This window comes from Paenibacillus sp. SSG-1 (assembly GCF_002224835.1).
GTDB lineage: Bacteria > Bacillota > Bacilli > Paenibacillales > Paenibacillaceae > Paenibacillus_AQ > Paenibacillus_AQ favisporus.
On sequence record NZ_MBRK01000001.1, the window covers coordinates 3,003,344 to 3,030,115 of the forward strand.

Here is a 26,772-nt window from a genome sequence, read left to right on the forward strand (position 1 = left end):
CATCTCATTTAACAACTTCATCCGGTAAATAAAAAAACCATGAAATTCAAGGCGATTGAATTTCATGGCAGCTTAGAAATCATTTTATCTTCTAGCGTTGAATCCGATAAAAGCTTTTGTGTTGAAATCGAACACGGCGGTCAGCGGCCCAAGCAGCTCGTCTTGGTCGGTGTTGTAAGTCACCGTCACAACGCTTCCGTTCGCAGCCTGGACGTCATCAAGCAATTTCTTCTGCTCGGCCGTAGCAGCTAGTACACCAACCTCTTTAGAAGAGACAATTTGAACAGGTGCCTCGTTTTGCTTTGTCGTAATATGGGAAACTTGCGAACTCACCTGCGCCCATGCCAAGTTGCGGTATTCCTGCGCTGTCTCCGGCGACATTTTCAGTCCGCCTGCAACGGGTGCTTGAGCCTGTACCACTAGGAGGAAAAGCGGGCTTTGTGGAGGAAGGCTTTGCATCATGAGTGGGCCGTAGTACGCTGTTACTTTCGTACCTGTCTTCAGGTCCTCCCAATTCAAGGACTCCCCTTGAGATGTCATGACACGCGTTTCCTTACCTGCGTTCAAAAGCAAATTGTCGCCTAATTGAACCTGCCAGCCGTCATCCGTGTGTTTCACGGCTTTGATGGTATCTTCTTTGACCGTGCGATCTGCGTGAACTTGAACACTCACAGCTTGCGCTTGGCCCGGGAAGCTCGTCGCCATCGCAGGTCCGAACGCTGCATCGATTTGTGTGCCGGCTTTCAAATCGGCTGGGGTTAGCATTTTGCCGTCCAGGCTTTTAATAGCCGTCGATTTGTCTACGATCAATATGACCCATGTGCTGCCGAGCAGCTCGATCCGGTACTTCCCGTCTTCATTGGCCTGCACGCTTACGATTACACCGGAGGCACGCATCAGGTCAACCGCTTCGCCGAGCTCAATTTCTTTGCTCGCTTCGTCGTAATTTAATGTATATCCAAGCTTGGCCGCAGCATCACGGACTGGAATATACAGTTTACCATCAATAGATACAGGCGTAAGCATGCTGTCTTGTCCATTAATAAGAACCTTTGTATCTTTTTGAAGGTAACCTGTAACCTTTTCAACTAAAGCGTCAGCTTCGACTGCGGCCGTTGTGCCGAGTACCCCCGCCAAAGTGAATAATACCGTTAGTTTAGCTCGTTTCTTGTTCATAAAAAAGCTCCTTCCGATCCTGAGATGGATGACGTCTACCTGCTAACAATCCATCAGACGGAAGCGGCTTCAAATAGGTTGCAGCCATTTGTAAGCTTCACTTTTTCCTCTGTATATATTGAGAAATGAAAAACAGCCGGCTAAACTAGCTTAACAAAGAGGTTCTCCAGAATCATCCTATGTATAAATAATGTTGTACGTCGGTTTGGTAACACCATTAGAGTACTGTTTCATGTCCACTAATTTCAAGTTAAGACGTGGCTTTACGCTTCCAAAGAGAGGAACACCTTCACCCACAATAATTGGATTAACCTTCAGTACTAATTGATCAATGAGTTTATGTTTAATCAACGACCCCGCTAATTCCCCGCCTCCACATAACCAAATTTTACCGTTCCCTTGTTGTTTGAGATTCTTAATAAATTCTATTGCATCACCATGGATAAGTTCGACCTCTTCGTTTGACTCAAATTGCATGGATTTTGAAAATATGTAATGTTTAATGCCCTTATAACCCGGTTCACCTGGTTTAGCACCGAATTGAAATCCAAACTCATATGTTTTTCCACCCATCAATACGGCATCGTATTGTTGAATATCTGTTAAAAAGTCTGGAACATGATCCCCTTCAAATAAAAAGCTTGACTCATGAATATCTCCATCCATCATACCTTGATCCGCAATAAAGTTATCTAATGAAACGGCAACATGATAAATCAGTTCAGCCATTCAGTCATCCCTCCCCAAAAATATATGTTCCTTATTTATTCTACTTGCCGGTTTCATTTCCTTGTTCGTTTCCGCTGTCACAATCCAGAGCCCTTCAGCGTCTTATGTGTAGTTCAAAAATTGACGTATGACCATTACATCTGATGAAAGGAGCTGGAACATTGAACGTTGAAGCGATTAAAAAGGAGTCTTCCCGAGTGAAATATTACCGCTCGGCGTATGCCATCCTTGCGTTCGTATTTTTGATCTGTATCGTTGTGCAAGTATATCTGGCCGGAATGGCTTTGTTCGGGGATTCGGAACTTTGGAAATATCATCGGTCGTTCGTTCCCCTGTTTGGATCGATCTCGCTCATCCTGTTCATCCTCGGCATCGTCGGGAAACTCAACCGGAGCATGATCTGGGGAAGTCTTGGGCTGTTCGTCCTGATCAGTCTTCAATATATTACGGCTCTCCATATTGCAGGCGCGCTGCATCCCGTTCTGGCGCTCGCCTTGTTTTGGGGCTCTCTTGCCTTGGTTCGAAGTTCTTATCCGTTTTTAATGAAGAAAAAATAAAATTAAGCCACTTCACGACATCGCGAATAAGCTGATTAGCGACCGTTCTGTGCCGCAAAAAAACGTTCAATCATTTGTTTCGTTTCGTGGGGACTCCTCAACTGGACTGCCTTTCCATTTTCATCAATAGTAAAATGCCCCTTAAATGCTTCCGGCATAGCATCATATTGTTTCTCGACTTGTTGAAGTGCTTTCTCAAAACAGGGATACCCGTATTTTTTAATGAGGAGAGGCAGCCCGAAGGCGGATCTTAAAAACTCATATTCCTGGTAGTTGTAGGGTGTAGTCTCCGGCCGCTTCATCAAAATCTTAAGGAAATGATCGATGACCTTGTCGATCTCTTCTTCTGTGGCATAATGCGCTAATCCATGGATGGCGAGCAGTCTCATGTCCAAATATCGTTCCTTCTTATAGGCTTTCTGAAAAAAATCCTTCAGCTCCAATTCCTTGCACCGGATTAAACCATGCAGAATTCTATTGCGAAGGGCGATATTTTTCAGTTTAAAATACAGCACCTCAATGAAATCTGCCTCATTTGCTGTTAACAACTCATAGTCTACTTCATTTATTGCGCCGATAAACTTCGGATCATTTTCGCGAATGGGGGCAGTCGCTAAGTACCTCATCGATTCCTGACAATGCTGTTGATTTAAAGTCATGGCGCCATCACTCCTTTTATAAACTTGGCACAGCAAAATACGGAGTTGATGCTTCAGTAATTGCGTGCAGCATCGAACCAGCGTTGAGCCATTTCTTCCGTGATAGGCTGGCCGATCAGGTGATCGGACTGGCTGAGCTGCCATACTGCTTCGCCGAGGTCCTCTCTCTCAGTCGTTTCTATACCTTTGAGGGTATTGAAGCGCACGGTGAAGGCGGTAATGGCTGCCTCGGCATCGGCGAAGCTGCGGGCCTGCGATAAGCTTGCCTGTGCAACGTTGTAAGCCTCGTTAGCCACCTTGGCCAGACGTTTAGGCCAGGACGAGAATGGGCGCCCGAACTCGGTCGACCACCACTCGGGCTTGCGCAATTGACTCACTGAAGCATGACCGCTCCACGGCCGGATTTTCGCGCGGGCTTTCATTTGCTGCTTCAGACGTTTACCCGTCATCTCTTCCACGTTGTATGCGATAAACCTATCAAGCATCGGCCACGTGTCTAACGGGGGCAAATCTTCCAGATCCGGCATGAAACGCAGCTCCAGATTCGTTAACCGGGCCTGACGGGCCAACACGTCCATATCGCAGAAATTCCCCCATAAACTCAGTGAATTCAGGTTTGGAAAGCGGTTCAGACACTCCAGCGAGACCGGCTGTCCCATCGGCGTATTCTGTAACGCCAGGCTCGTCACCTGGTGCAGCTCACCTAGGTCAGGCATCAAGAAGGGGGGATCATTCCTGCGTCTACTTGTGTGAGGCGCTAGTGTCAGAAAAGACGGTATGTTACCAGTGGCCAAGAGGCGTGATAGATTTCCGGACACATTCAAGCGGCAAGGCGTTATCGGAAGTTTTAGGTTCAGACACCCTCCGGACGGACCCAACTCGATGTGCAATCCATGCAAAATGGACAGGCTGGCATCCGCCACCGTGTCTGCCGGCAGGATGGGGGCCCACGTCATTTCTTCAATAGGACGCTTCTGTGCCCAATCCAAGAATCCTGCGTCACTGCCTGTATAGCGCAGATAACGCGGCCAAGGTGAGCCGGCTGGCGTAGCAAAGGCATCGAATACGGTCCAATCGATACGCGCGTCGGGCTCGACGTGAAGATCCGCCTTTTTCCCTAAGTACGACGGGCCAATGGATAAGCTCCCCATCCCGGGTCGCATCACAAGCGTGTGGCTGCGAAAACCTGTCAGGTCGATGGGATAGCGGCCATCTTGTTTCATTCTTCCACGATGGCGACCGGTCGGGACCAGCCGCCACTGGCCTTTTCCACTTTAATCGGAAAACAGCATACTTTGAAGCCAAACGGCTTCGGTATTTTGTCCAAATTAGCCAGCTTCTCAATCTGGCAATATTCCTTGTCCTTACCGACGTAATGCGCCGCCCACAGTACGCCTTCCCGCGGCTGCTTTTTATACGCTTCAGCCTGCAGGTTGAGCGGAATATCCCAGCCCCAGCCGTCAGTGCCGACTACCTTGATGCCTTGGTCCAGAAGCCACAGCGTAGCTTCAGCCGATACCCCGGCATGAAGAAATGCATAATGCTCGTGATACAGCCGTTTGTCCGCATCGCTCCGAATGAGAACGATATCAAAAGGTTTCAGCGTATACTCGATCCGTTTCAGCTCAGCGATCAAGTCATCCGTTGTAATCTCATGACCCGGCGGCTTCGCGCTGAAATCGAGCACCACACCGTCAGAATAAAACCATTCGAGCGGCAGTTCGTCGATCGTCCTTGCTTGCTTCCCTTCCGAGACCGGCCAGTAATGCCATGGCGCGTCGATATGGGTACCCGAGTGCGTATTCAGGGTCACCATTTCCGTTGCCCACGCCTTGCTCTCTGGAAAATCCTCCTGCTTCAGTCCCAGTATCTCGGCTGCTTGCCGCGCACCATCTTCATGGGTCGCATATTCGATTTTCGCCGGCAGCGGCTCGCGGATACGCGGGCTGATCGGCACGCTCAAGTCAATAAGCTTCATGATGATTATTTCTCCCCTCTCACTTCGAATCATCCACATTATACTAAATTGTACATATAACTGATAGGCCAACGTGGCCGGTGTGTGACACCCCTATACGACTCTAGATAGTTGCTATTTCTTGGTAAACACAACTTGTGATAATCTATTGGTAACAGAGTTTTTCAAAATAATGTGTCGTTCATTGTTCCGTAATAAGGCTCATTTCATAACCATCAGCAACACTTCGCAAATGAATTGTGACCATAAAATGTATTGGAGGGAAATAATGGATGTAAAAACGCTTTTGCTGCAGCAATGGGCAAGCTGCTTAGATCAAGAAGACTGGTTTCCACCACTTGAAAAAGTGCTAGAGGATGTTACGTTTGAACAGGCAATTTGGAAACCCGTTGATTCAATGAATTCCATTTGGGAGTTAGTTTGTCATTTACTTTTCTATGAAAAGAGACTTCTGATGCGATTTCTTGGTGCGACAGACAATGAACCACAAGCCGAAGACAATAAATCTACATTTCGATTACCAGCTGAAACGCTTCAAAATTGGAAGGAAACAAAACAAGAATACGTTTACGTTCATCGCGAACTTGAAAAAATTCTAGCAAAATCAGAAGAAGAAGATTTGTATAGACCGATCCCTGGAGAAAGATCATTGGGGCTCGAATTAAAGAGTTTAGCAATGCACGACGCATATCATATTGGGCAAATTGTATTCTTAACTAAAATGCAGGGAGCTTTGGCAGGTAACCGCAGCTTTTAAAAAACTTCATGAATAAAAACGGGAGCGTCCAAATCGGAACGTTCCCGTTTTTTATACCTGAACAAGTGGTACTAGGCTTCACCTGTATTACAATTTATCGTAATGTTCATCTGTAACGGGTTCCAGCCATTCCGGCTTACCAGCGGTGATGGCAATATGTTCAAACCAGCTGTCTTTTGCTGCACCATGCCAGTGTTTTACACCATCATGCGTAACAACAACATCACCGGCTTTCAGGAACTGAGCGGCCTTTCCTTCTTCCTGGTACCAGCCTTCGCCGCCGGTTACCAATAGAATCTGATACCCATCACGATGAATATGCCAGTTATTCCGGCATCCCGGTTCAAAGGTTACGTTGCCAACGCCAACAGGAACGCTGGGATCGGCAACCAACGTCTGCAGGTAACTTTGTCCGACAAAATATTTGGCAAATCCTTCGTTCTTCTCTCCCACAGGGAAAATTATGCCGTTTTTTACTTCTTCATGTTTGGCCACTTGGGTTCCTCCATTAAACATTATTAGGATTCGTATCCTCTGGCTCTGTTTACTTCAATTTCCCGCCAAATACCGGAAAGAAGCTGTGCTCGCCATAATCTTGGATCTGCTCCGCGTTCTTCAATGTCTCCATATCTGCATCACTGATAACAAAATCAAGCTCTGCATTGTTTCTCATGTGATCAGGATTTGCCGTCTTCGGAAGTACGACGAGACCAAGCTGGATATCATAACGCAGGCAAAGCTGGGCAACGGATACCCCATACTTATCTGCTATTGACTTAACTTCAGTATTACCAAGGATTGCACCGTGTGCAATGGGTGAATATGCCTCCACCAAGATGTCATTCTTTTGGCAGAATTCAATGAGCTCCAAGGGCGTGTTGCTCACATGTGCCAAGATCTGATTGACCATAGGCTTGATCTCACAGCCTGCAAGTATATTCTCAATATCATCCTTAAGAAAGTTAGACAGACCGATGGCCTTTACTTTACCTGTTCTATAAGCATCCTCCATCGCTTTCCATACTTCTTTGTTTTCCTCGAAGTAACGCTTCTCCTCACGGAACTCCGTCCAGGGTTGCGGACTGTGAATAATCAGAAGGTCAATGTATTCCAGTCCCAACTTGGCTAAGGACTCATGGATGGACTGCGTAACGGCATCATAGCTTTTTGCTTCTGCAGCAACCTTTGTCGTAATGAAAAGTTTTTCTCTCGCGACACCACAGGTACGGATTGCTTCGCCTACTCCAGCCTCATTCATATAGGCCTGAGCCGTATCCATATGGCGATATCCTAGAGATACCGCATCCCGCACGGCCTGTGCCGCCTGTTCATCGTCGAGAAGCCAGGTACCCAATCCTAATTTGGGAATTTCAATACCATTCGATAATTTGAATGTTTCGTTAAACATTGGTTTTGTCTCCTTTCCTATTCCGCAATGATTTCATTGATGCAGCTCAAAGCATTTAACGTTCTAGGGAATCCCATATAAGGAAGACAATGCGTGATGGCGGTAATCATCGTTTCCTTGTCATTGCCGACATTTAGATTTCCCTGCACATGTGCCTTGACCTGATGATCCGCACCCCCGAGTGCGCTGATGATGCTGAGCGTCAGCAGCTCCCGCGTTTTCAAATCCAGGCCTCCACGGGTATAGAAGTCGCCAAAGCAAAAGGCGGAAAGATAATCCTGAATATGCTTTTGATTGATCGGAGAATTCTCCCGGTTTTTGGTAATGATGTCGCCGAAAATGTCCACCTGCACGGCAAGTCCCTTGTCAAACCGAGTCTCTTCTTCAACCTGTTGTTGACTCTCCAGCGGCAATGCGATGTTTCTTGCATTGAAAACGTCGTTGACCTCCGTCATGGCATTCAGCGTTTTGGGAAAACCGACGTAAGGCGCGCATTGATACACGGCTTCCTTGATTTCGATCGGCGTAAGTCCGACGTTCAGGGCCGCATGGACATGTGCCTTGAGCTGAGGCAAGGTTTGGTTTGTGGTTAGCACCACTAAGGTGATGAGCTCCCTCATTTTGTCATCCAGGCTGCCTTGATGAAAGACCTCCCCGAAAATAAACCGGCTCAAAATATCCTGAAAATCGGGATCCGTGGCATATGCGGCAGGCACTCCATCGCCGAATAGCTGCTTGTACGTTTCTTGGCTCTTCTCAATTCGATTCATCATGCAGCCTCCTATCCATAGGACAAATTCAAACAAGCCGTTATGATTCATGTACGGTAAGCGGCACAACCTTCACTGTGGCTGAACGGGCTCGCATACTGATCATCGAGTTCAGATAAGGACTTCCCTTATATTTCGTACGATATGCATTGTCGATGAGGTCGCCGATCTCCCCTTCAACCGGTTCAAACGCAACCTCCTTCGTCATGCCAGCCACCGTGATGCGCCCCGCCTTCTTCTGTACTGCCGCCTGGTACCAACGGGAGTTCTGCCCGTAATAGGCGCGTACATAGAGTGAGCCGCCAACCACAACAGACCAAATCCAGGTCGGGGTACCATAGGTAACGCCGTCTTCCCGGAAAGGTGAGATGTGAAGATCATCGGACTCAGCGATCCTGTTCAATTCTTCTTTCGACCACGTACTCATGAATGGGATCCTCCTTAAAGCTTGATATTAAGCATGCACATAGAATGAACTACAGCAGTAAAAATGAACATTGATTGTTTAATCAACTCGTGTTTATAATTTTATACAGAACCCCCATGCTTACAATGGTCATTTCCTCACAATGTGTGCGTTACTCAACAAATGATCTATAATTGCCGATTATCTTAAGATGGAGGACGTTATAAAAATGACTAAAGTGGATCGAAGGGTAGTCAAATCCCAAGAAGCGATCAAGAAGGCCATTCTGGAACTGATGGCAGAAAAAAACTTTGATAACATTACCATCCGTGATATTTCCGACCGGGCCAATGTGAATCGAGGTACGGTATACCTGCACTATTTGGATAAATACGACCTGCTGGATAAAATTATCGAAGAACACATCAGTAATCTCAGCGAACTTTGCCGATCTGCATCCGAAATGAGCTTCCAAGAAGGAAATTATGTCTGGTTCGAATATTTTGCAGAGCATCATTTGTTTTTTTCAATTATGCTGAATACCAAAAGCGCGGCTCATTTCCGCAGCCGTTTCCTTGATTTAGTCGTTCAAGAGTATAAAGTTGAAGTCGATGTAACCGAAGGGAAAAATCAAGGCTTAAATCAAGAAGTTATCCTGCAATTTTTCGGGGCAGCCGTCGTGGGGGCCGTGGAATGGTGGTTCAGGAATGGTATGCCTGTTCCCCCTCGTGTCATGGCAGAACAGACAGGGATCTTGCTGGATCGAAATTTATAACCTCTGAATAACAAAACCACCTGTAATTCATATAGAAATCTATGGATTACAGGTGGTTTTCTATTAATAAGTCGAGGCGAAGTTACTCCCAATTTTGTTGTGCTTATGAACATCTTCCGTTCCGGCATCGAGCGCGGTCTTGTAATAAAAGCATTTATGTTCGATGACTTCCATCGTTTTTTTAAGTTCTTCCATCTGCGCCTCTACAGCAGCTTTCCGTTCCAGAAACATATCATATCTTTGTTTCAGAGTCGTATCCCCTTCTGAACACCAATTAATAAAATTTTTAATTTCCTTAATCGGCATCCCCGTAGTTTTCAAACATTCGATTACTTTTAAAGCCTCAATATCGGATTCTTTAAACAAGCGTGTTCCGCTGGCTGTCCGTTCTACAAAAGGCAAAAGTCCCTCTTTGTCGTAGTAACGCAACGTATATATAGTAAGGTTCAATTGCTTGGCAGCTTCGCTGATTGAAAATGTCTTCAACAGGGATCTTCCTTTCTTTGCGATATGGCTCTGTCGTTTATACCTTTTTTGATATTATCATAAAATCAGTGCTTGACCTAGAGTTAACTCTAGGGAATAAAATTGATTTTGCAACATTTGAACAATCATTGATAGGAGGATTTCGAGATGATTACTGCTAAAGCAAGAGCTGTCGACGGTCCTGACAAACCGTTTCGAGCAGCTGAAATTAAACGGCGCGATCTGGATTCGCAGGATATTTTAATTGAAATTAAATTTGCGGGAATATGCCATTCCGATATCCATACGGCTCACGGCGAATGGGGACCTGTCAACTATCCGCTTGTGCCTGGACATGAGATTGCAGGAATTGTTACGGCTGTTGGCCCTCATGTCACAAAATACAAAGTCGGTGACCGTGTAGGGGTTGGCTGTATGGTTGATTCCTGTGGCGAATGCGAGAACTGCCTTAAAGGGGAAGAACAATACTGCCTCAAAGGAAACGTACCGACCTACGCGGGTGTTGACAAATACGGCGAGCCAACTCAAGGCGGCTATTCCACCCACATTGTCGTCACTGAAGATTTCGTAGTCAGAATTCCTGACAGCATCGAGCTTGATGCCGCGGCGCCATTGCTTTGCGCGGGTATTACAACCTATTCCCCGCTTAATCATTGGGGGGCCGGCCCAGGTAAAAAAGTAGCTGTAGTCGGTATGGGCGGCCTCGGGCATATGGCTGTTCAAATTGCGCATGCGATGGGTGCCGAGGTCACGGTTTTGTCCCAAACCTTAAGTAAAAAAGAAGATGGCCTGCAATTGGGTGCAGACCACTACTACGCCACTAGCGATCCGGAAACCTTCGAAAAACTCGCCGGCCGCTTTGATCTGATTATTAACACGGTGAGTGCCAGCATCAATATGGATGCTTATTTCTCACTGCTTACGCTTGACGGAACTTTGGTAAACGTCGGTGCCCCCGGGGAGCCGTTGTCGCTGAATGTCATGTCCCTCATCGGACATCGGCGTTCATTTGCGGGCTCCATGATTGGAGGCATCCGCGAGACACAGGAAATGTTGGACTTCTGCGCACAGCACAGCATCGTTCCTAAGATTGAAGTGATTTCGGCCGACCAGATTGACGAAGCCTACAAACGTGTATTAGCCTCGGATGTGAAATACAGATTCGTCATTGATATTAGCACGATGTAAGCTGCGTACAACATTTGTTCCATAAGTGATTACATGCTGAAGGTGCCTCAAAAGCTAGCTTTTGGGCACCTTCGTTTTATTCTATGATCTTCATTCCACGTCCTTATTCCTCATCAAAATAAACGGTTTTTCCCGTTTCTGCGGATATATACACCGCTTCTAATATTTGCGATACAACCATCGCTTCCCTCGGTTTAACCAAAGGTTCGGTATCGTTCACGATACTGTCAATCCATTGCTTGGCTTCATACTCGAAATCGGTCATTTCTTCTCCGCTGAATCGTTCTCTTGCATTCGGATTCACATCGATTTTATTCAGGAACAGGCTCCCGTCCCTCTCGCCATTGATCCGCAGCTCATTTTTAGCAAAATCCGCTCCTCCCTTCGTTCCGCACAGCAGGTTGCCGCCACCTTCCGCAATGTTAAGGGCCCAGCTGGTTTCTATGATGACCGTAGCTCCATTTTTAAATTTCACATACCCGAACGCCGAATCTTCTACCTCGAATTCGTTTGGATCCCAGGATCCCCATTCGTTTGCGGCATTTTCGGTATACTTCAGTTTATGGAAGACGCTGCCGACGACACTAACCGGTTCATAGTTATCCATCAACCACAGGATCAGATCAAGGGAATGGGTTCCAATATCAATCATAGGACCGCCTCCCTGCTTCTCTTTATCCAGGAACACGCCCCATGTAGGTACGCCTCTTCTCCGGATCGCAACCGCTTTGGCAAAATAGATATCTCCAAGTTCCCCATTGGTGATCATCTTTTTTAACAGCTGGCTTCTGGCGTTGGAGCGATTCTGGTACCCTACGGTTAGCTTCTTGCCTGTTCGCAAGTGGGCTTCGTACATCGCTTTGGCCTCCGCACCAGTGACTGCCATCGGTTTTTCACACATGACATGTTTGCCGCTTTCGAGAGCATCAATGGATATCGACGCATGAGAGCTGTTCGGTGTCAATACATGTACGACCTCAATATCCTCTATCGCAAGCAGATCTTTGTAATTTGTAAACACCTTTGCATCTGGCGTGCCGTATTTTTGCGCCGCTTCCTCGGCCCTTTCCGGCTTCAAGTCGCAGAAGGCCACCATCTGTACATGATCTAACTTGGACAAACACGGCATATGCTTACCGCCCGCGATCATGCCACAGCCGATGATTCCTACTTTTACAGTTCTCATCTGAATCCCTCCCCCAAGCTATTTGAACTCTACCGTCCGGTTTTCCTTATGAGCGGTGTATGCCGCCTCCAATAGCTCCGTCAATTTTGTCCCCTCTTCCAGACCGAAGGGCATCGGCTTGTTATGAAGCAATGCATCTGCCCATTGGATGATCGGAAGCGGGTGCTCTTTAGGGAGTTGGCTCGGTGAAATCCATCCGGAGAAAGGCAAATCGAGCTTCTTCGAAGCGACTCTAACGGAATCATCTGAAACCATCAAGGTGCCTTCCGTGCCGTAAATCTCAAGGGCGGAAGGAGTTTTGTACGTCACAAGGCTTGTTTCGACAAGTGCGACCGCATTGTTTACGAACTCTATAGAGCACTGCGCATTATCTTCCACTGCACGATGGGTGAAGTAATGGAACATGGAGGTGATTCTTTTGGGCTTACCGAGCAGCATACTTGCGATGTACATCGGATGACAGCCCAAATCCATCATGGCTCCGCCTCCTGTTTGTTTCTCATCATACCAGTATTCCGGCAGCCAATTGTTTAAAGCACCGTCGTGGCCGTTACGAATGCGTAAAAGCGTAATGTCCCCTAATATATGGTCGTCGATCAATTGTTTAGCGAACAATTGGTGTGGTCTTGTAAGAGCAGGAAATGAAATGCAAAACTTGACGTCTGCTTTGCGTACCGCTGCAGAGATCCGATCGCATTCCTGGGTGGTAAGAGCCATGGCTTTTTCGGTAAAAATGTGTTTACCGGCCTGAGCGGCTGCTACCATGACGTCTGCGTGCATGCTTGTAGGGGCGTCCACGACGACGCCATCGACGTCTTCCCGTTTCAGCAAAGTATCCAAATCCGCTTCAAAATCCGCTCCCAATTGGGCAGCCCATTCGCTTCCACGTTCAGGCTGTTCGTCCCAGACGGCTGTAATCTTTACATTTCCATGATTTTGCAGCCTTCTGGCGTAATCAGCTGCATGCACATGCCACTTGCTTAACATCGCAACGTTCAACATCTTTTTCCCCTCCGTAATCGGTTAATGTTCGTCGTATGCGCTTGAGCATTCGTTAGAAAGTGAATTGGGATGGCAGTAACGCCACCCCAAAATGGTTCACGATATAGATTGAACGATCTAGAACCCTACATCATCTCTTTCCGCAGCTTTTTGAGCTACGAACTCCGCCATTTCATCCACGCCTGCGGCTTTATATTTTTCTTGAACACTATGAAGAAGATTTAGAGCTTCTTCATCTGACGAAGCAAACAGCGCTTTCTTAAATTCGTCATCGAAATTCAAGCTGCTGGTTTTACTGATAAAATCCTGGTATTTGGGCCATTCTCTTGCAAGGTAGCTGGCGCTTACTTTGTCTATGATTTTGATAGGCATTTTTGCCGAGAAGCTCTCCTCCAACTTTTGCCACTGCGTTTTTTGATCTTCGGGCGTTGGCCAAGTGACTTCATTGGAGAATGCCCCGATGAATCTTCCTGGAAGAAAATTGAGCCCTGCGTCTCTCTTCAGATCCGGGTTTTCATCGAATTGTTTTTTCACATCCGGAATCCATTGAGGTATCCCGTTTTCCATAGTATAGTGCGTTCCTTCAATTCCAAAATACGCAAGCAATCGCCCTTCTTCGCTGTTCACATAATCAATGTACCGCAATGCCGCATCGGGATCTTTGATGTTCGCGCTCAAGAAAAGGACAGGGAAACCGGAACGGCCGGGTTTTTCAACTTGCGTTCGAATGTCTCCGTTCTTATTCTTCATCGGGCCGAGTAGTTCATATTGCATTTCCGGATTCGTCTTATACAGCGTTTTTTGTAAATCAGCTAACATCGGTTGGGCACCGAATACAGCCATCTTGCCCGTCGTGAGCTTTTCATTCGCTGTGGTACTCGTATTGCTGAAGGCTTCAAGATCAAACAATCCTTCTTTTAGCAGCTTTCTCATGTATAACAACTTGGCTTCATAATCCTTGGATTGCGTCCAGTGAATCAGTTTTCCGTCGACTTGACGGAAGTCCGAAATCGAATAATCCGACCATCCGGCAAGGAACTGCCCGTAATCCCATCCATTCCACATCGTTCCGGCCGGGATGACCGGCTTCCCGCCAATATCTTTGAAACCGCCATCTCTGATTTTGACCAATAGATCATACAGTTCATCCTGCGTATCAATATCCTCCGCTTTTACATTTAGAGCTTTCAGGATATCTCCCCTGGCAAAAAGGCCGTAATTCCAATTATGAATGCTCTCTGGGGTTCCGTCCGGGGTCTCCGTTGGAATGAGATACGTCTTGCCTTCAAAATCGGGACTATTGAGATCGAACTCGGCAAAATCCTTCGCAATCCCGGTCGTCACCAGTCTTTTAATATTCGGGTATTTATCGAGATAAGGGGTTAAATCCAGAAGCTGTCCTTCCATGGCTGCCTTCTTGATGACTTGCCCTTCTCCTCCTGTAGTAGACCAGAACGGTGCGTTAACAATATCCGGGACCGTACCGGAAGCGAAGATCGTATTCAGTTTCTCTACTTCGCTTGTCGTGATGGATTCGAGGTTTAGCGTCACCCCGGTTTTTTCCCTGATTTTTTGGGCTACGGGATTATTTTTCTGGTCCTGCGGGAAACCGGCTCCGCCTCCGTTCCAAGCACTAAGGAAAGTCAAGGTTACCGGCTTTATTTCTTCAGAACCTGACTTATTCGGACCCGGGTCAACCGTGCCTGCTCCCTCTTCTTTGCCTGTTCCCGTACATGCCGTCATGGTCACTAACAGCAGTAAAGCGATTAGTGTCATCGCAAGAACACTCCTACGCCGCCTGTTCTTCCTCATCCTACAATCCCCTTCCATTGGAAGTTTATATATAAAAGGCCTAGCCTTTTATACCAACTACTCCTTAAGCGAACCTACCAATACGCCTTTGACGAAATATTTCTGAAGGAATGGATACACACAGATGATCGGGGTGGTGATAATAATGACGAAGGTCATCCTCAAGGCTTCCGGCGTTACACCCCGCAGCTCCATCTGAGACTGGGTCATGTTTTGGATCGCTGATCCGCTATTTCCCGACGACGTCATCGACTGGAAAGACGCTTCGCTGATCATCTTGTTCAGGAACGTAGCCGCAGGCTGCAGTTTTTCGTTCTGTATGAAAAACTGACCGGTAAACCAGTCATTCCACACGCCAACCCCGACAAACAAGGCAATAGTAGCAAGCACCGGCATCGAAAGAGGCAGGATGATTCTTGCGAATACCGCCAACTCACTTGCACCGTCGATTCGGGCCGATTCCGACAGACCTTCCGGGATTCCGTCGAAGAAGGTTTTCATAATAATCGCATTGAAAAAGTTATACAGAGACGGCAGTACCAACACCCAGAACGTATTCAGGATGTGCAATTCCCGGTACAGGATAAAGGTCGGAATGAGGCCTCCGCTAAACAACGTGGTGAAGAAAAAGAAGAATACAATATATTTTCTTCCGGGCAGCCCTTTCCGCGACAAGGCGTAGGCTAATAACGCCGTCAAAAATACGGAGCCAACCGTTACGATCAGGGTTCGGGAAATGGAAATATAAAACGAATTTAAGATTAAGGGATTGCTAAAAGCTTTCGCATAGTTTTCTAATGTAAACACTCTAGGAAAAAGATAGATTCCGCCCTTCATCGCGTCGTAGCCGTCATTGAAAGAAAGGGCCAGAAAATAGATAAATGGATAGAGTGCCGTAGCGCAGAATAAAAGCAGCACCGAATAGTTCAGCGTCGCATACATTTTATCTGCCGGCGTCAGCCTTCTCTCCCCCATACACACACCTCCTCAATCTTCAGCGCCAGCTGTTTACCACAACGATACATCGCTCACGCGTTTGGATACTTTGTTGACAACTACGATGAGAAGCAGCGAGATCGCAGATTTGAATAAACCAATGGCCGTTGAATAGGCTAATTGCCCTTGCTGCAGGCCTGTTTTTAAGACATACGTGTCCAATATCTCCGAGACGCTTAATGTTGCGGGGGACTGCATCAGCCAGATTTGGTCAAAGCCCGCATTCAGTATTCCGCTGAGGGAGAATATGAGCAATATGCCGATCGTTGGCGTAAGGGATGGAAGCGTGATCTTAAACAGTTTGCTCCATCGGCCTGCCCCGTCGATTTCGGCTGCCTCATACAGGTGCGGATCGATATTCGTTAACGCGGCTAAATAAATGATCGAACCCCAGCCTACACCTTTCCAGATATCGGAAATGATGACCAATGGATAGAACAATTCCGGCTTCCCCATAAAAAAGATCGGATCCAAACCCATCTGGTACCGAATATCATTGATGAGACCTACGTTCGGAGACAGGATTTTTTGAAGTAAAGTAACGACGACGACCCACGACACGAAGTGCGGCAGATAGGAAATCGTTTGGAAAACCCTTTTGATTTTTTTGTGCATGATTCCATTAAGCATCAAGGCCAGGACCAATGGAGCTGGAAATCCGAAAATAAGCTTAAGGGCACTAATGGACAACGTATTTCGGAGAACATCGTAAAAGCTGGAATCGTTTAAAAACTGCTCGAAATATTTAAAGCCTGCCCACGGACTCCCCAAGATCCCCAGATTAAATTTGTAATCTTTGAACGCGATCAGAATGCCGTACATCGGATAGTAGGCGAAAACCAGAAACCATAGGATCGCAGGAAGAATAAATAAGTATATATATCTAAATTGCCATATTTTAACTAATTTTCTGTTCTTTTTTAGTCGTTCATATCTAGGGATAACAGCACCTTTGGGTACCATTCTCCGAACACCTCCTACATCTTCGTCGTATCAGGCTTTATATCGCATGGATTTCACACATTCCGGTCTCACATTTGCGTAAGGCATATCGCACGGTTTCCCCTCCTTTATTGCAAGCGGTTTCATTTGTATGATTCAAATATATTCAATATGGTGTAGGATTCATTCCATAATTTCTTCATTCGCATAAAAGTTATCTTCAGGTCAGAAAATGGTGCTGTTCCCGTGGCGTGGACGGGCGGATATCATGATGTGGAGAAAATGTACTTTCCCGTCGTCTCGCCAATTACCAATTCCGGCTCCACAAGGGTTTTAATGTATTTTCCGGGTTGGCCGTCATCACTGTTTATGACCTCAAGCAGCGTGATTGCCGCCCGGTAGCCCATATCTCGTTCAAACTGTTTAACATGTGTGAATGTGCTGTATCCTTCGATGATGGAAGTCGGATCGTCAAAACTGATGATGGATATGTCCTCAGGCACCTTCAAACCCGCTTGACGAGCCATCTGATGGATTTTCACGCCAAGACTTCCGTTTAGGGTAATATAGGCCGTTGCCATTCGATTTTGGATATATCGGTACAGAGGATGTGTTTCTGCTTGCTCAAGACTTCCGATTTCAAAACCGGTTACGATGTGGGCCGGATTAATGAGGGATCCCTTTTCCTTTAAGGCATTCATATATCCGTCGATCCGCTCTTGAACGGTAACGGTTTGTATGGGCGAATCAGAGCATATCGCGATTTCACGATGCCCCAGCTCCCATAAGTAATTGACGGCCAGGTTAGCGCCAAGCCTACCGTCGGATGCGATATAATGAGTTTCCACCCCTGGAAGGTAACGGTCGATGAGAACAAACGGAAATCCCGCAAATTTCATGCTTAAAATTTCTTCATTGAATAATTCCTCGTCAACCGGAAAAATCAACAGCCCTTCCACACCAATTTTACTGCAGGTCTGGATCGCCTCTTTTTCCTTCTCAATGCTGCCCTCCGATAAATAGATCACGAAACGGTAATCGTTTTCATTTAGTGCTTGCTGTATCCCCTGGACAAGTCTAATGGTAAAATAATCATAAATACTGGGCATAATCAGACCGATCAGCCTCGTCTGCATTTCTCCGCTAGTTATAATGGTTTGCTTTTCTGCACTTTTAGAAGATGCCGTCGGAATTTCATATTCCGGATCGCTTACAAAGGACCCCTTTCCGGGAACTCTTGTAATGATTCGTTCATTAACCAAGCCGGATAAGGCATGCACGACAGTAATTTTGCTTACTCCGAAACGCTCCATAAGTTCCTTTTCCGTAGGGATACGGTCTCCAACCTTCAATACCTGTGACGTGACCAAACCACGTATATACTCTTGAACCATCTGATACAAAGGTATTCTGTCCGCTGAGTTCATCCGAATCACCACATTTCATATCAATATATTCAATATATAAAATACGAATGACGAGATCGTTTTATTCCATGCCGTTCTTTGTTGGATACACAAATAGCAGGCTCCCGATATTTCGGAAGCCTGCTGCTTCATCGATCTGCTTTTTAAGTTAAACAAAATCGTCAGCAATGATTTATTTCAATTTAGCGACGGATACGGCGACCTTCTCCAATTGCGCGTTCGAGAGGGAATGATCCTGCGAGTAGAGCGTAACAAATCGGTCATCGAGTTTAAAAGTCAGCATCGCGGTATCGCTTGGTGTATACCATTTAGCCTGCACTCCATTGGAGAGCGTGACGTTTTTGCCATCATATTCGAAAGCGTAGTCCCGCGGCGATACCTCTACGTTCATGTGATTAAACGTAAACTTGACCGAATCCCCACCAGCAGCTACTTTCTGGAAACTATCATTTTTCACCGCCTGCATTGGCGCATAAGCCGTAGTAAAGCCGTCGAATTTCGCGAATTCTTTCTTAATCGCCTGAATTTGAGAAGTCGAATACGTAACAGCCACAAGATCGGTACCTGTATGGTTTCCTGTATTCCCATTGTTAGGCGCAGAAGGTGTACCAATGGTGATGACACCGGTACGGCTATTATAATCAACCGATGCCTTCAATGCCTCAGACAGGGCACGGACCGGAAGATAAGTCGAGTCGTTGTATACGATTGGAGCCAATTTGTTCCCTTTTCCATCCGTCGGTACAAACGTTTTTCCATCGATTTTGAAACTGATGTTGTGATTGAGGTAGGCGGAAATTTTCTGCAAGTTGGCACCGGCATAAACGCCTGCCGCTCCGGAAACGGTCATACCTACGACAAGTGCAGCCATAATGGTTCCTTTTACACGATTTTTCATAATTATTCTCTCCCTTGTTGTTTTATTGCCGAAGCAAACGCGATGTCTTACCTTGGTAGAACTCAAACCTTCTTCATATCCCCGTTTATCTTGTTTAAGGCTGGGGTTCCTTATGTACCTAACTATAGAGCGACTTTATCTCCAAACTATCTCCGAATTGTATCCGACTTGTAAACATTTTAGTCGAAATCAAGAGAACTTAAAAAGGCCGCCATGCGGCAGCCTCCTTACAACTTGAATATATACTCGGCTTATTCTTAAGCTTTAAAGGGACCATCCGGATTCCTTGATCAGGTTGGTGACAAGCTCATCGTCGAAGACGATTCCGAAACCGGGGGTCGCCGGAATATGAATCTCTCCGTTTTCGATTCGATAGCCTGATACATCCATGCCTTCAATGGTAATGTCGTCATATTCCACAAATTCGAAGTTTTGCACCGCAGCTGACAAATGTCCCGACGCGTAAATCCCGTAAGCATTGCCGTAACAATGAGGCGCGGACCGCAAACCATGGGCATCCAGCTTTTCGCCTAATTCCATCCAATGCGTGAAACCAGGCGAGATGATATCGTACTGCAGCACATCGACACATCCGCGAATCGCCCACTCCACGAGATGCGGTGAGGCAAGCCCTTCCCCGTCTGCGATTAGAACATTCTGCCCGCGTTGCCGGAGCCATTCCTTCAGGTCCTCGTACAAGGCTTCATCCTCATGAAACGCTTCTTCCAGCCAATACAGGTTCACATCCGTCAAAGCCGCCAATACCTCTTTGGTTAGGTTCAAATTATACGCATTATTTGCATCGATCATAATTTTGCCTGTGGGACCCGCCACTTCTGCAATCCCGCGTACGATCGCAATATCCCGTTTCGTCCCTTCCCAAAGCGGCATATGGCGTCCGCCTCGGCCAACCTTAATCTTAAAATGACGCTGGCCCTTCGCAAAGCCTTGTATCGCTTCTTCTTGCATCAATACGACGGCTGCCTGCTCATCGGAAAGATGTAAATCGTCGAAATATAGAGAGGTGTCATAACATGGGACAACGTATGGGCCCCCCCTTTCCAAGTTGGCACCCGATACCAAGTCATATACTGGTTTGCCTTGTCTCTGTCCTAACCAATCTAACACCGGATATTCCAATGGTAAGCGATACGCTTCGCGCAGTCTGCCCCTGTCATCAAATAAGTCAAGCAATCTGCGGCCAATGATGCCTTCGGCCCACTCCGGCGTCATATGTATCGAGCTGCCGTAACCCGTTTGTCCATCGATCGTAATTCTGGCGATATCGACTGTACAGCTTTGGCCATGAATGCCGATTCTGCCATTGGCCCCGGCGCTTCTGGCACGTTCTCCCCTTAACTTGGCGAATTCGATTTTTTCCACGATCCAATCCGATTGTATACCCGTGATATTCATAGGATCCCCCTCCTTCATCAACTCGGCGGTTTCATTTCCCAATGATTCAAATCGTTGACCACATTAAAGAACTATACGCGGTTAGCAGTCTAGGGTATTCGTCTATCACATTTCGTCATACTCTCTCTATATTTACCAGGAGTAATCCCTTCGACTTTCTTAAAAACTCTAATGAAAACGCTGTCACTTGTATAGCCGACCATCTTGGCGATTTGTGCGTTGGTCAGACCAGGATCCGACATCAGTTTTTTTGCGTGATCCATCCGTACGACTGTCAGGTAGTCGTTTAAGTTCTGCCCGCTTACCCTTTTAAAAAATTGTGAGATATATTGCGGTGTGATTTGCAAATGCTCAGACAATAAATTGAGGCTCATGTTGGGATCGGCGTAATTCGCTTGAATGCAAGCCTGTATTTGCAAAAGGAGCTGTTCACTGTGGTCACTCCGTTCCAATTTGAATGATTCGGCAGCCGATAAATACAGGTCCTTCGCTTTTTCAAACATTTCATCGGTTGTTTTACAGGAGAGCAGGAAACGTACAGGATGGATGTCGCCCTCTGTAAGCCTGCGGTACGCCGGAGTATCCGAAGTCATAATACGCAGCAGGGTACTGGCGAGACTGAATAATAGGCATCTCCCCAGCTCAGGAGTGATAGATTCGTCGCTAAAATTCATATCGAACAGCTGTTTAAGCAGAAGGACAACCTGCTCTTTGTCACCGCTTCGAACACAATTGATTAACTGCAGCTCGGTTTCGACGGGGTAATAATACTGCAGCTTTTGCTGGCGGATATCATGATAATAAAAGATCGACAGCTGCCCATTTACCATCCTGTACTCCAAGGCGGCAGCCGCCTCCAAATAGGCTTCTCCAATCTGATGCTGCCCCTCATGAACTCCGCTTATGGCTATACTGATCTCCAGCTTGAATCGGGTCTCCAAAATGCGGTGCAATTCAGAGACGATGTCCTTAACACGGCAAGTCGGATGCTCCAACTGATCCGGCAATAAATTGACGAGCAGGGCCAGCCGGTTTTTCTCCAGGTCTATAGTATGTATCGTATGCAAGTCGTAGATAGAATCTTCAGCCAAATTGGAGATAATAAATCGGACCAATGCCCATTGTTTTTCACTTTGGTTCGGTGCGAACTGGGTCAAGTCGTCCACTTGAACGAGAATGACGGCAAAATGAGGAAACGGAAACTGGATACCCATAAATTCCAGCGATTGTTTCATTTGCTCTGGAGGCTCATAATAGCCTTGAAGCACACGATGCAAATAATTTGAACGAAGCAAGGGCAGCTGCTGGGTAAGCTTGTTCTTAATACTTCTCTCCTCGTCCCAGGATACCTTCATCATTTCCATGATGTAGTCAAATTCATCACCAGCCGCTTTCCGGGGATGGAACTTTCCGGCCTGTATCGCCTCTACAATTCTTTTGATCGGAAAATAATTTCTATATGTGATTCCATACGCTGCTGCGCTCCCTACAAGAATGCATAACAAGAGAAGCCACAGCGCAAGATGCTCCATTTGTTTTAATTTATGCAAATATAAATTCAATGGCATCACATCAATATAGTACCATCCGACTTGTTCCGAGGTGGTGAAGGATACCATTACATCTTGACCGTTCAGATTGGTATTGAGTAGACCGGTATTCGACTTAAGTTCGTTCAATATGGATTTTGATAAAGGGCTGGCACCGGGTGTACTGCTGATAAGTTCATGATTTTGGTCCACAATATAAACGGAGCTCCCGTTTGCGGACTCGATTTTTCGTGTCATTTCGTGAATTTTGGCTTCATCGATCAGAACGACAAGACTCCCTTTAATCGTGGAGGTGTCTTCGACAGGCAGCGATTGCATAAAGGTAATGACTTTCATAGGGTCATTCTTCAGGCTGCTGTTTCGCTGTAAGGTTGCGGCCGGCAAGTAAGTTTGACTATGGTAGCTGATCATCTGTTTACGCCATTCTTCATAGGTAAGATGATCAAAGCTGTAATATTTATCGTAAAAGCTGTGCGAATCGGTCACGAGGTTCGGTTTGATCACAGAATCACTTCGGTCCAAAAAAATATAGAAATCGTAAACAAAATTGTTGGTCATGTGGGAGTACATTTTTAAATAGTCTCTTGAAAACTGTACCAGATGATATCGTTCGGATAAGTTTTTGCTCGGTGTATCCAATAAATAACGCAGCTTAGGATTAAGTATCATTTGATTGGATAAATGTTCAATATCTTTAAGATTGCTGTCTATATTGAGACGCATTTGCTCCAGCATGCCAAGATTGGAACGTTCCGCATTTGCTTTCATGATATGTTCAAACTGGGTATAGAAAACAAACCAGATGATGATGGGAAGCAGGAGCAGCAGACAATTGGATACGAGCATCCTGATGAATAGGCTTCTTCTTTTGCTTCCGGCATTCTTTTTTCGGATGAATGAAAACATTGCGATCCTCCTAGTATAGAAAAGCTTGCTCACTCCCTATAATTCGGGAAGAGCAAGCTTACTCCCTTCGTTGGATGACCGATTCGTGTGACGATCATTCTTTTAACGCACCGATCAGGACACCGTGCACAAAATACTTTTGCAGAAACGGATACAGACATAATATCGGAAGTGTGGAAATGATAATTGTCGCATACTTGATCGTGATTCCGATATCTAACCGATCTGAGGCCGCTGCATCGGTCGTCATGCTGTCCGTACTGTTCGAGATCAGAATTTCACGGAGAACCAGCTGTAGGGGAAATAACTCCCGGTCACGCAAATAAATCAATGCGCTAAAGTAGGAATTCCAATGTCCGACGGCATACCACAAAATCATGACGGCTATCACGGGCATCGAGAGAGGAACAATGATCCGGCTCATAATGGTCCAGTCGTTCGCTCCGTCGATCCGTGCGGATTCCTCCAGACTCACAGGTACCGCTTGAAATGCGGTTCGCATAATGATCAAGTTAAATGAACTGACAGCTCCAGGCAAAAGAAGTGCCCAAGGCGTATCCAGCATGCCGAGACTGTTCACCAGCAGAAACGTTGGAATGAGCCCCCCATTGAATACCATCGTGATCACGATCATGAACATGATGGAATTGCTGAAATAGACGTTGCGGCGGGAAAGGGCATAGGCTCCAAGCGTCGTCATGAATAAGTTGATGGCAGTACCGCCAGCGACATAAAAAATCGTGTTTCGGTAACCGGTCAGGATCATCGGATTATCCATTACGGCTTTATATGCCTCCAAGTTAAATCCTTTAGGGTAAAACAGCATACCGCGAAATCGGGCCATTTCTGTAGGATCGCTCAAAGAGGCGAACAATACGTATAGGAACGGGTAAAGCGTGACGAAGCAAAGCAGAATCATGAAGCATGAGTTGACGCCGGAAAATATCCATTCACCCAGGCTGCGTTTGTGAAGCATACCGTTTCTCCTTTTACCATAATTTATGTTCACTCACTCGTTTGCTAATGGAATTGGCGAGTACGATCAGAATGAAGCTGATGACCGAATTGAACAGCCCCACGGCAGCGGTATAACCGAAATCGGCTCCAAGAATACCTTTTCTGTATACATAGGTGGAGATGACATCGGCCGTCTCATAGGTTATCGGATTGTACATGAGGATAATTTTCTCGCTCCCGACGGAAAGCATGGACCCAATATTGAGGATGAACATGATCACAATGGTTGGCATAATTCCGGTTAGGGTAATATGCAAGGTCTGTTTCCATCGTCCTGCTCCATCGATCCGGGCCGCATCATAAAGCGTCGGATCGATATTGGCAATGGATGCGAGATAGATGATCGAGCCCCATCCGATTCCCTGCCAGATCCCCGAGGAAATGTACATGAACCGAAACCATTCCGGCTCCTGCATGAAAGCAATCGGTTGAAGTCCAATCATGAGGAGAAGGTTATTCACCAGACCGTCTCGGGCAAAAAAATCGATCATCATCCCTACCACTACGACGATGGAGATAAAGTGCGGGAGGTAACTTATCGTCTGTACGATCCGTTTAAAAAAGCCCTTCCGAATTTCATTAAGCAATAACGCAAGGATAATCGAAGCGGGAAATGCGAACAGCAATTCATAAATATTGATCAACAAGGTGTTCCGAATCAGTCTCCAAAAATAGTAATTTCCAAAAAAGCTTTTAAAATGGTCGAAACCAACCCACGGACTTCCCCAAATGCCGTCTGCAAGCCCGTAATCTTTAAAAGCAATTTGCAGACCATACATCGGTCCGTAATGAAAAACGATATAGTAGGCAATGACAGGCAGCAGTATAAGATAAATGTAGCGATTTCGGATCATGTCCCTTTTAATGATGCTCCATTTCGTGTCTGCCCGGTTCCCTGTTGCCGTCGTCACCATATTTCCCTGCACATTAGGCATGGCTTACTCCTTCTTTGAACACGGGAGAACGGCAAGCCGCGAGCTTTCCGCCTCCAGTTTAGTAGGCTTTTTAGCGGTTGTTGTAGCGTTCCAATCCGGATTGCTGCATTTTGATCGCATCGTCGAGCCCCATGCTTTTCAGGGTAGCGACATACTCATCGAACTTATTTAGCGATTCTGCGCCCATAATAAATTTAACGATCATTTCATTTTTGTAGGTGTCAACATCGTTCATGATCGAGGCATATCGGCTGTTGTCTTCCCTGGCGATAGTGATCGGAGGCATTCTCTTTTCATTCGAAGGTTCTGCCCAGACGGTTAAAGCCTCTTGCTGCTCCGGTCTGGCCGCATATTGCTCCATGTAGCGTACATCCTGCAAGAACGGACCGGCATCAGCGGACAAGACGTGCTGTTTAAGGGATTGTGCAAGCGGCAATCCATCCGGATTGTTCATGACCGAGTCCGTATACTTCGGATAACCGTTCTCCATCGTATAGGATACGCCTTCTTTACCGAAGTTCATGATCATTCGTCCTTCTTCACTATAGAAGTAATCGAGGAATTTTACAGTTTCTGCTACGTGCTTGTTGCTTCCGGTAATAGCCGTGAATATGCCTACAATTTGATTGTCCATTTGACCGAATATCGGTTTATCGCCGGCCTTCAATGCCGGATAAGGTGTGGCAACAAGCTTGAATTGCGGTTCCTTGGACTCCATTAAATCCATAAATCTGCCCAAGCCACCGCCTACTGCCATCACAGCCGCACCGACCTGATTGCCGGTCATTTTGGCATCGTACATTTTGCTGTCATTGGCTGCAAAGTCTTTGTCCAGCAAGCCCTCATTGTACCAACGGTTCATGGTGGTAAGGTATTCCTTATATTCGGGTTGAACGGGGCCATATTTGACCGTATTTCCTTCATGATAAAAGCCGTTCGGGATTCCAAAAACACCAGTAAAAGCAAGCTCGCCTGCTCCGATCATGATCGGAATTTCATCCGCCTTTCCGTTGCCGTTGGGATCTTTCTCCTTAAACGCTTTCAAAACGGTGTACCATTCGTCGATCGTTTTAGGAATAGGCAACCCCAACTTGTCCAGCCAATCTTTACGTATAACCGGACCGTCGTGGGTTTGCAGTTTTCTAACGGGGCGGATGAACGGGAAGCCGATAATATCACCTTTGTCAGTAGATGCTTGCCTTCTCCATTCCGGGTTCTCGTCCAGCAGCTTTTTGAAGTTAGGCGCATCATCCAAATAGTCGTTTAATGGAATGATCTTACCATCCTGAATCGCTTTTTGAGCGCCTCCCGGATAATTATTCCACGAATACTCCACAACATCCGGCAGCGATTTCGAGGCCATCATCAAGTTGAATTGTTCCCCACCTTGGCCTTGGGCCGGGTGTTGATAATCGATGGTGACACCGGTGTTCTTTTCGATTTCTTTAATAGCGGTAATCTCTCCATAGCTTTTCATAATTGCCGCTGCGTCCTTATGCATCTCTTTCCAATACGATAAGTGGCTCAAAGGTTCGGTTGTCTCTGCGGATTTCGTACCCCCCTTTGCGTTCTCCTCACTGCTGCAGCCGGCTATCGCTATAGCGGCTAACCCCAAACATAAAACGGGTGCAAGCTTATTGATTATTTTCCTGCTCATCTGCATCAATCGTAGCTCCTCCTCAATTTAGATGTGCTTTTGCCATATTTAGCATAAAGGATGGTGGTTTCTCCCGAAATCGTACAAAATCAGAAAAGGTTTGCCGTTATTAAGATCGACTACTTGCGAAAATAAAACT

General features: G+C 46.3%; 26 protein-coding genes. 4 read left to right on the forward strand and 22 right to left on the reverse strand.

The window, feature by feature from the left end; genetic code table 11:
- Positions 1 to 84: 84 nt before the first annotated feature.
- Both BCV73_RS13840 and BCV73_RS13845 read right to left on the reverse strand, forming a co-directional pair.
- A complete protein-coding gene (locus BCV73_RS13840) occupies positions 85 to 1,176 on the reverse strand; it encodes a hypothetical protein (RefSeq protein WP_089547556.1) in 1,092 nt (363 codons plus the stop codon).
- A gap of 177 nt (positions 1,177 to 1,353) precedes the next feature.
- Positions 1,354 to 1,905, reverse strand: a complete 552-nt coding sequence (locus tag BCV73_RS13845) for a dihydrofolate reductase family protein (RefSeq protein ID WP_089547557.1) — start codon at positions 1,903 to 1,905, stop codon at positions 1,354 to 1,356.
- Between the two features lie 197 nt (positions 1,906 to 2,102).
- On the opposite strand from BCV73_RS13845, the gene BCV73_RS13850 reads away from it, so the two are divergent.
- Complete coding sequence (locus BCV73_RS13850; RefSeq protein WP_143811866.1) at positions 2,103 to 2,462, forward strand: DUF6220 domain-containing protein; 360 nt, start codon at positions 2,103 to 2,105, stop codon at positions 2,460 to 2,462.
- Between the two features lie 35 nt (positions 2,463 to 2,497).
- Here the strand turns inward: BCV73_RS13850 and BCV73_RS35805 are convergent, their stop codons facing one another.
- From BCV73_RS35805 to BCV73_RS13865, 3 genes are read right to left on the reverse strand one after another with little or no spacing between them, the layout of a single operon-like run.
- Positions 2,498 to 3,121, reverse strand: a complete 624-nt coding sequence (locus BCV73_RS35805) for a hypothetical protein (protein WP_256992853.1) — start codon at positions 3,119 to 3,121, stop codon at positions 2,498 to 2,500.
- A 53-nt stretch (positions 3,122 to 3,174) separates the two neighbouring features.
- Entirely contained in the window at positions 3,175 to 4,344 is a 1,170-nt protein-coding gene (locus BCV73_RS13860; protein WP_089547559.1) for a hypothetical protein, read from the reverse strand.
- Entirely contained in the window at positions 4,341 to 5,099 is a 759-nt protein-coding gene (locus BCV73_RS13865; RefSeq protein ID WP_089547560.1) for a cyclase family protein, read from the reverse strand. The genes BCV73_RS13860 and BCV73_RS13865 overlap by 4 nt, the downstream gene beginning before the upstream one ends.
- A 268-nt stretch (positions 5,100 to 5,367) precedes the next feature.
- Between BCV73_RS13865 and BCV73_RS13870 the strand changes: the two genes are divergently transcribed.
- Positions 5,368 to 5,856, forward strand: coding sequence for a DinB family protein (locus BCV73_RS13870; protein WP_089547561.1), 489 nt, complete (start codon positions 5,368 to 5,370; stop codon positions 5,854 to 5,856).
- Positions 5,857 to 5,943: 87 nt separating this feature from the next.
- Here BCV73_RS13870 and BCV73_RS13875 read toward each other — a convergent pair whose 3' ends face one another.
- From BCV73_RS13875 to BCV73_RS13890, 4 genes are read right to left on the reverse strand one after another with little or no spacing between them, the layout of a single operon-like run.
- Positions 5,944 to 6,351 carry a cupin domain-containing protein gene (locus tag BCV73_RS13875; RefSeq protein ID WP_089547562.1) on the reverse strand — a complete coding sequence of 136 codons (408 nt, stop codon included), beginning with the start codon at positions 6,349 to 6,351 and terminating at the stop codon, positions 5,944 to 5,946.
- A gap of 49 nt (positions 6,352 to 6,400) precedes the next feature.
- Positions 6,401 to 7,264 (reverse strand): aldo/keto reductase, encoded by an 864-nt coding sequence (locus BCV73_RS13880; RefSeq protein ID WP_089547563.1) that lies wholly within the window; start codon positions 7,262 to 7,264, stop codon positions 6,401 to 6,403.
- Between the two features lie 17 nt (positions 7,265 to 7,281).
- Positions 7,282 to 8,034 carry a carboxymuconolactone decarboxylase family protein gene (locus tag BCV73_RS13885; protein WP_089547564.1) on the reverse strand — a complete coding sequence of 251 codons (753 nt, stop codon included), beginning with the start codon at positions 8,032 to 8,034 and terminating at the stop codon, positions 7,282 to 7,284.
- Positions 8,035 to 8,074: 40 nt separating this feature from the next.
- Positions 8,075 to 8,461 (reverse strand): DUF2255 family protein, encoded by a 387-nt coding sequence (locus BCV73_RS13890; RefSeq protein ID WP_089547565.1) that lies wholly within the window; start codon positions 8,459 to 8,461, stop codon positions 8,075 to 8,077.
- Positions 8,462 to 8,669: 208 nt separating this feature from the next.
- Here BCV73_RS13890 and BCV73_RS13895 point away from each other — a divergent pair, with 208 nt between their 5' ends.
- Positions 8,670 to 9,215 (forward strand): TetR/AcrR family transcriptional regulator, encoded by a 546-nt coding sequence (locus BCV73_RS13895; RefSeq protein ID WP_089547566.1) that lies wholly within the window; start codon positions 8,670 to 8,672, stop codon positions 9,213 to 9,215.
- 63 nt (positions 9,216 to 9,278) lie between these two features.
- Here the strand turns inward: BCV73_RS13895 and BCV73_RS13900 are convergent, their stop codons facing one another.
- Positions 9,279 to 9,701 (reverse strand): MerR family transcriptional regulator, encoded by a 423-nt coding sequence (locus BCV73_RS13900; RefSeq protein WP_076164838.1) that lies wholly within the window; start codon positions 9,699 to 9,701, stop codon positions 9,279 to 9,281.
- Between the two features lie 147 nt (positions 9,702 to 9,848).
- On the opposite strand from BCV73_RS13900, the gene BCV73_RS13905 reads away from it, so the two are divergent.
- Entirely contained in the window at positions 9,849 to 10,889 is a 1,041-nt protein-coding gene (locus tag BCV73_RS13905; protein WP_089547567.1) for an NAD(P)-dependent alcohol dehydrogenase, read from the forward strand.
- Positions 10,890 to 10,992: 103 nt separating this feature from the next.
- Here BCV73_RS13905 and BCV73_RS13910 read toward each other — a convergent pair whose 3' ends face one another.
- The 12 genes from BCV73_RS13910 to BCV73_RS13965 all read right to left on the reverse strand — a co-directional run bounded on the left by BCV73_RS13910 (position 10,993) and on the right by BCV73_RS13965 (position 26,639).
- A complete protein-coding gene (locus tag BCV73_RS13910; protein ID WP_089547568.1) occupies positions 10,993 to 12,075 on the reverse strand; it encodes a Gfo/Idh/MocA family protein in 1,083 nt (360 codons plus the stop codon).
- A gap of 18 nt (positions 12,076 to 12,093) precedes the next feature.
- Positions 12,094 to 13,077 (reverse strand): Gfo/Idh/MocA family protein, encoded by a 984-nt coding sequence (locus BCV73_RS13915; RefSeq protein ID WP_089547569.1) that lies wholly within the window; start codon positions 13,075 to 13,077, stop codon positions 12,094 to 12,096.
- A 117-nt stretch (positions 13,078 to 13,194) separates the two neighbouring features.
- The gene (locus BCV73_RS13920; protein ID WP_089547570.1) at positions 13,195 to 14,853 is read right to left on the reverse strand and encodes an extracellular solute-binding protein; all 1,659 of its coding nucleotides are present in this window, start codon (positions 14,851 to 14,853) and stop codon (positions 13,195 to 13,197) included.
- A 93-nt stretch (positions 14,854 to 14,946) separates the two neighbouring features.
- The gene (locus BCV73_RS13925; protein ID WP_076164828.1) at positions 14,947 to 15,864 is read right to left on the reverse strand and encodes a carbohydrate ABC transporter permease; all 918 of its coding nucleotides are present in this window, start codon (positions 15,862 to 15,864) and stop codon (positions 14,947 to 14,949) included.
- A 33-nt stretch (positions 15,865 to 15,897) separates the two neighbouring features.
- Positions 15,898 to 16,848, reverse strand: a complete 951-nt coding sequence (locus tag BCV73_RS13930) for an ABC transporter permease (RefSeq protein WP_076164825.1) — start codon at positions 16,846 to 16,848, stop codon at positions 15,898 to 15,900.
- A 245-nt stretch (positions 16,849 to 17,093) separates the two neighbouring features.
- Positions 17,094 to 18,254 carry a GntR family transcriptional regulator gene (locus BCV73_RS13935; protein ID WP_089547571.1) on the reverse strand — a complete coding sequence of 387 codons (1,161 nt, stop codon included), beginning with the start codon at positions 18,252 to 18,254 and terminating at the stop codon, positions 17,094 to 17,096.
- A gap of 172 nt (positions 18,255 to 18,426) precedes the next feature.
- Positions 18,427 to 19,152 carry a stalk domain-containing protein gene (locus tag BCV73_RS13940; protein ID WP_089547572.1) on the reverse strand — a complete coding sequence of 242 codons (726 nt, stop codon included), beginning with the start codon at positions 19,150 to 19,152 and terminating at the stop codon, positions 18,427 to 18,429.
- Positions 19,153 to 19,416: 264 nt separating this feature from the next.
- Positions 19,417 to 20,568 (reverse strand): enolase C-terminal domain-like protein, encoded by a 1,152-nt coding sequence (locus BCV73_RS13945; protein WP_089547573.1) that lies wholly within the window; start codon positions 20,566 to 20,568, stop codon positions 19,417 to 19,419.
- Between the two features lie 89 nt (positions 20,569 to 20,657).
- Complete coding sequence (locus BCV73_RS13950; protein ID WP_089547574.1) at positions 20,658 to 23,024, reverse strand: AraC family transcriptional regulator; 2,367 nt, start codon at positions 23,022 to 23,024, stop codon at positions 20,658 to 20,660.
- A 94-nt stretch (positions 23,025 to 23,118) separates the two neighbouring features.
- The gene (locus BCV73_RS13955; RefSeq protein ID WP_089547575.1) at positions 23,119 to 24,000 is read right to left on the reverse strand and encodes a carbohydrate ABC transporter permease; all 882 of its coding nucleotides are present in this window, start codon (positions 23,998 to 24,000) and stop codon (positions 23,119 to 23,121) included.
- A gap of 13 nt (positions 24,001 to 24,013) precedes the next feature.
- Positions 24,014 to 24,976: an ABC transporter permease gene (locus tag BCV73_RS13960; RefSeq protein WP_089547576.1), complete on the reverse strand. Its 963-nt coding sequence runs from the start codon at positions 24,974 to 24,976 to the stop codon at positions 24,014 to 24,016.
- Between the two features lie 70 nt (positions 24,977 to 25,046).
- Positions 25,047 to 26,639, reverse strand: coding sequence for an extracellular solute-binding protein (locus BCV73_RS13965; protein ID WP_089547577.1), 1,593 nt, complete (start codon positions 26,637 to 26,639; stop codon positions 25,047 to 25,049).
- Positions 26,640 to 26,772: the final 133 nt, after the last annotated feature.

What these genes read in the sequence shown, in the direction of transcription:
- BCV73_RS13840 (WP_089547556.1), bottom strand. Translation starts at nt 1,176, where the DNA reads ATGAACAAGAAACGAGCTAAACTAACGGTATTATTCACTTTGGCGGGG.
- BCV73_RS13845 (WP_089547557.1), bottom strand. Translation starts at nt 1,905, where the DNA reads ATGGCTGAACTGATTTATCATGTTGCCGTTTCATTAGATAACTTTATT.
- BCV73_RS35805 (WP_256992853.1), bottom strand. Translation starts at nt 3,121, where the DNA reads ATGACTTTAAATCAACAGCATTGTCAGGAATCGATGAGGTACTTAGCG.
- BCV73_RS13860 (WP_089547559.1), bottom strand. Translation starts at nt 4,344, where the DNA reads ATGAAACAAGATGGCCGCTATCCCATCGACCTGACAGGTTTTCGCAGC.
- BCV73_RS13865 (WP_089547560.1), bottom strand. Translation starts at nt 5,099, where the DNA reads ATGAAGCTTATTGACTTGAGCGTGCCGATCAGCCCGCGTATCCGCGAG.
- BCV73_RS13870 (WP_089547561.1), top strand. Translation starts at nt 5,368, where the DNA reads ATGGATGTAAAAACGCTTTTGCTGCAGCAATGGGCAAGCTGCTTAGAT.
- BCV73_RS13880 (WP_089547563.1), bottom strand. Translation starts at nt 7,264, where the DNA reads ATGTTTAACGAAACATTCAAATTATCGAATGGTATTGAAATTCCCAAA.
- BCV73_RS13885 (WP_089547564.1), bottom strand. Translation starts at nt 8,034, where the DNA reads ATGAATCGAATTGAGAAGAGCCAAGAAACGTACAAGCAGCTATTCGGC.
- BCV73_RS13890 (WP_089547565.1), bottom strand. Translation starts at nt 8,461, where the DNA reads ATGAGTACGTGGTCGAAAGAAGAATTGAACAGGATCGCTGAGTCCGAT.
- BCV73_RS13895 (WP_089547566.1), top strand. Translation starts at nt 8,670, where the DNA reads ATGACTAAAGTGGATCGAAGGGTAGTCAAATCCCAAGAAGCGATCAAG.
- BCV73_RS13905 (WP_089547567.1), top strand. Translation starts at nt 9,849, where the DNA reads ATGATTACTGCTAAAGCAAGAGCTGTCGACGGTCCTGACAAACCGTTT.
- BCV73_RS13910 (WP_089547568.1), bottom strand. Translation starts at nt 12,075, where the DNA reads ATGAGAACTGTAAAAGTAGGAATCATCGGCTGTGGCATGATCGCGGGC.
- BCV73_RS13915 (WP_089547569.1), bottom strand. Translation starts at nt 13,077, where the DNA reads ATGTTGAACGTTGCGATGTTAAGCAAGTGGCATGTGCATGCAGCTGAT.
- BCV73_RS13920 (WP_089547570.1), bottom strand. Translation starts at nt 14,853, where the DNA reads ATGACACTAATCGCTTTACTGCTGTTAGTGACCATGACGGCATGTACG.
- BCV73_RS13925 (WP_076164828.1), bottom strand. Translation starts at nt 15,864, where the DNA reads ATGGGGGAGAGAAGGCTGACGCCGGCAGATAAAATGTATGCGACGCTG.
- BCV73_RS13930 (WP_076164825.1), bottom strand. Translation starts at nt 16,848, where the DNA reads ATGGTACCCAAAGGTGCTGTTATCCCTAGATATGAACGACTAAAAAAG.
- BCV73_RS13935 (WP_089547571.1), bottom strand. Translation starts at nt 18,254, where the DNA reads ATGAACTCAGCGGACAGAATACCTTTGTATCAGATGGTTCAAGAGTAT.
- BCV73_RS13940 (WP_089547572.1), bottom strand. Translation starts at nt 19,152, where the DNA reads ATGAAAAATCGTGTAAAAGGAACCATTATGGCTGCACTTGTCGTAGGT.
- BCV73_RS13945 (WP_089547573.1), bottom strand. Translation starts at nt 20,568, where the DNA reads ATGAATATCACGGGTATACAATCGGATTGGATCGTGGAAAAAATCGAA.
- BCV73_RS13950 (WP_089547574.1), bottom strand. Translation starts at nt 23,024, where the DNA reads ATGTTTTCATTCATCCGAAAAAAGAATGCCGGAAGCAAAAGAAGAAGC.
- BCV73_RS13955 (WP_089547575.1), bottom strand. Translation starts at nt 24,000, where the DNA reads ATGCTTCACAAACGCAGCCTGGGTGAATGGATATTTTCCGGCGTCAAC.
- BCV73_RS13960 (WP_089547576.1), bottom strand. Translation starts at nt 24,976, where the DNA reads ATGCCTAATGTGCAGGGAAATATGGTGACGACGGCAACAGGGAACCGG.
- BCV73_RS13965 (WP_089547577.1), bottom strand. Translation starts at nt 26,639, where the DNA reads ATGCAGATGAGCAGGAAAATAATCAATAAGCTTGCACCCGTTTTATGT.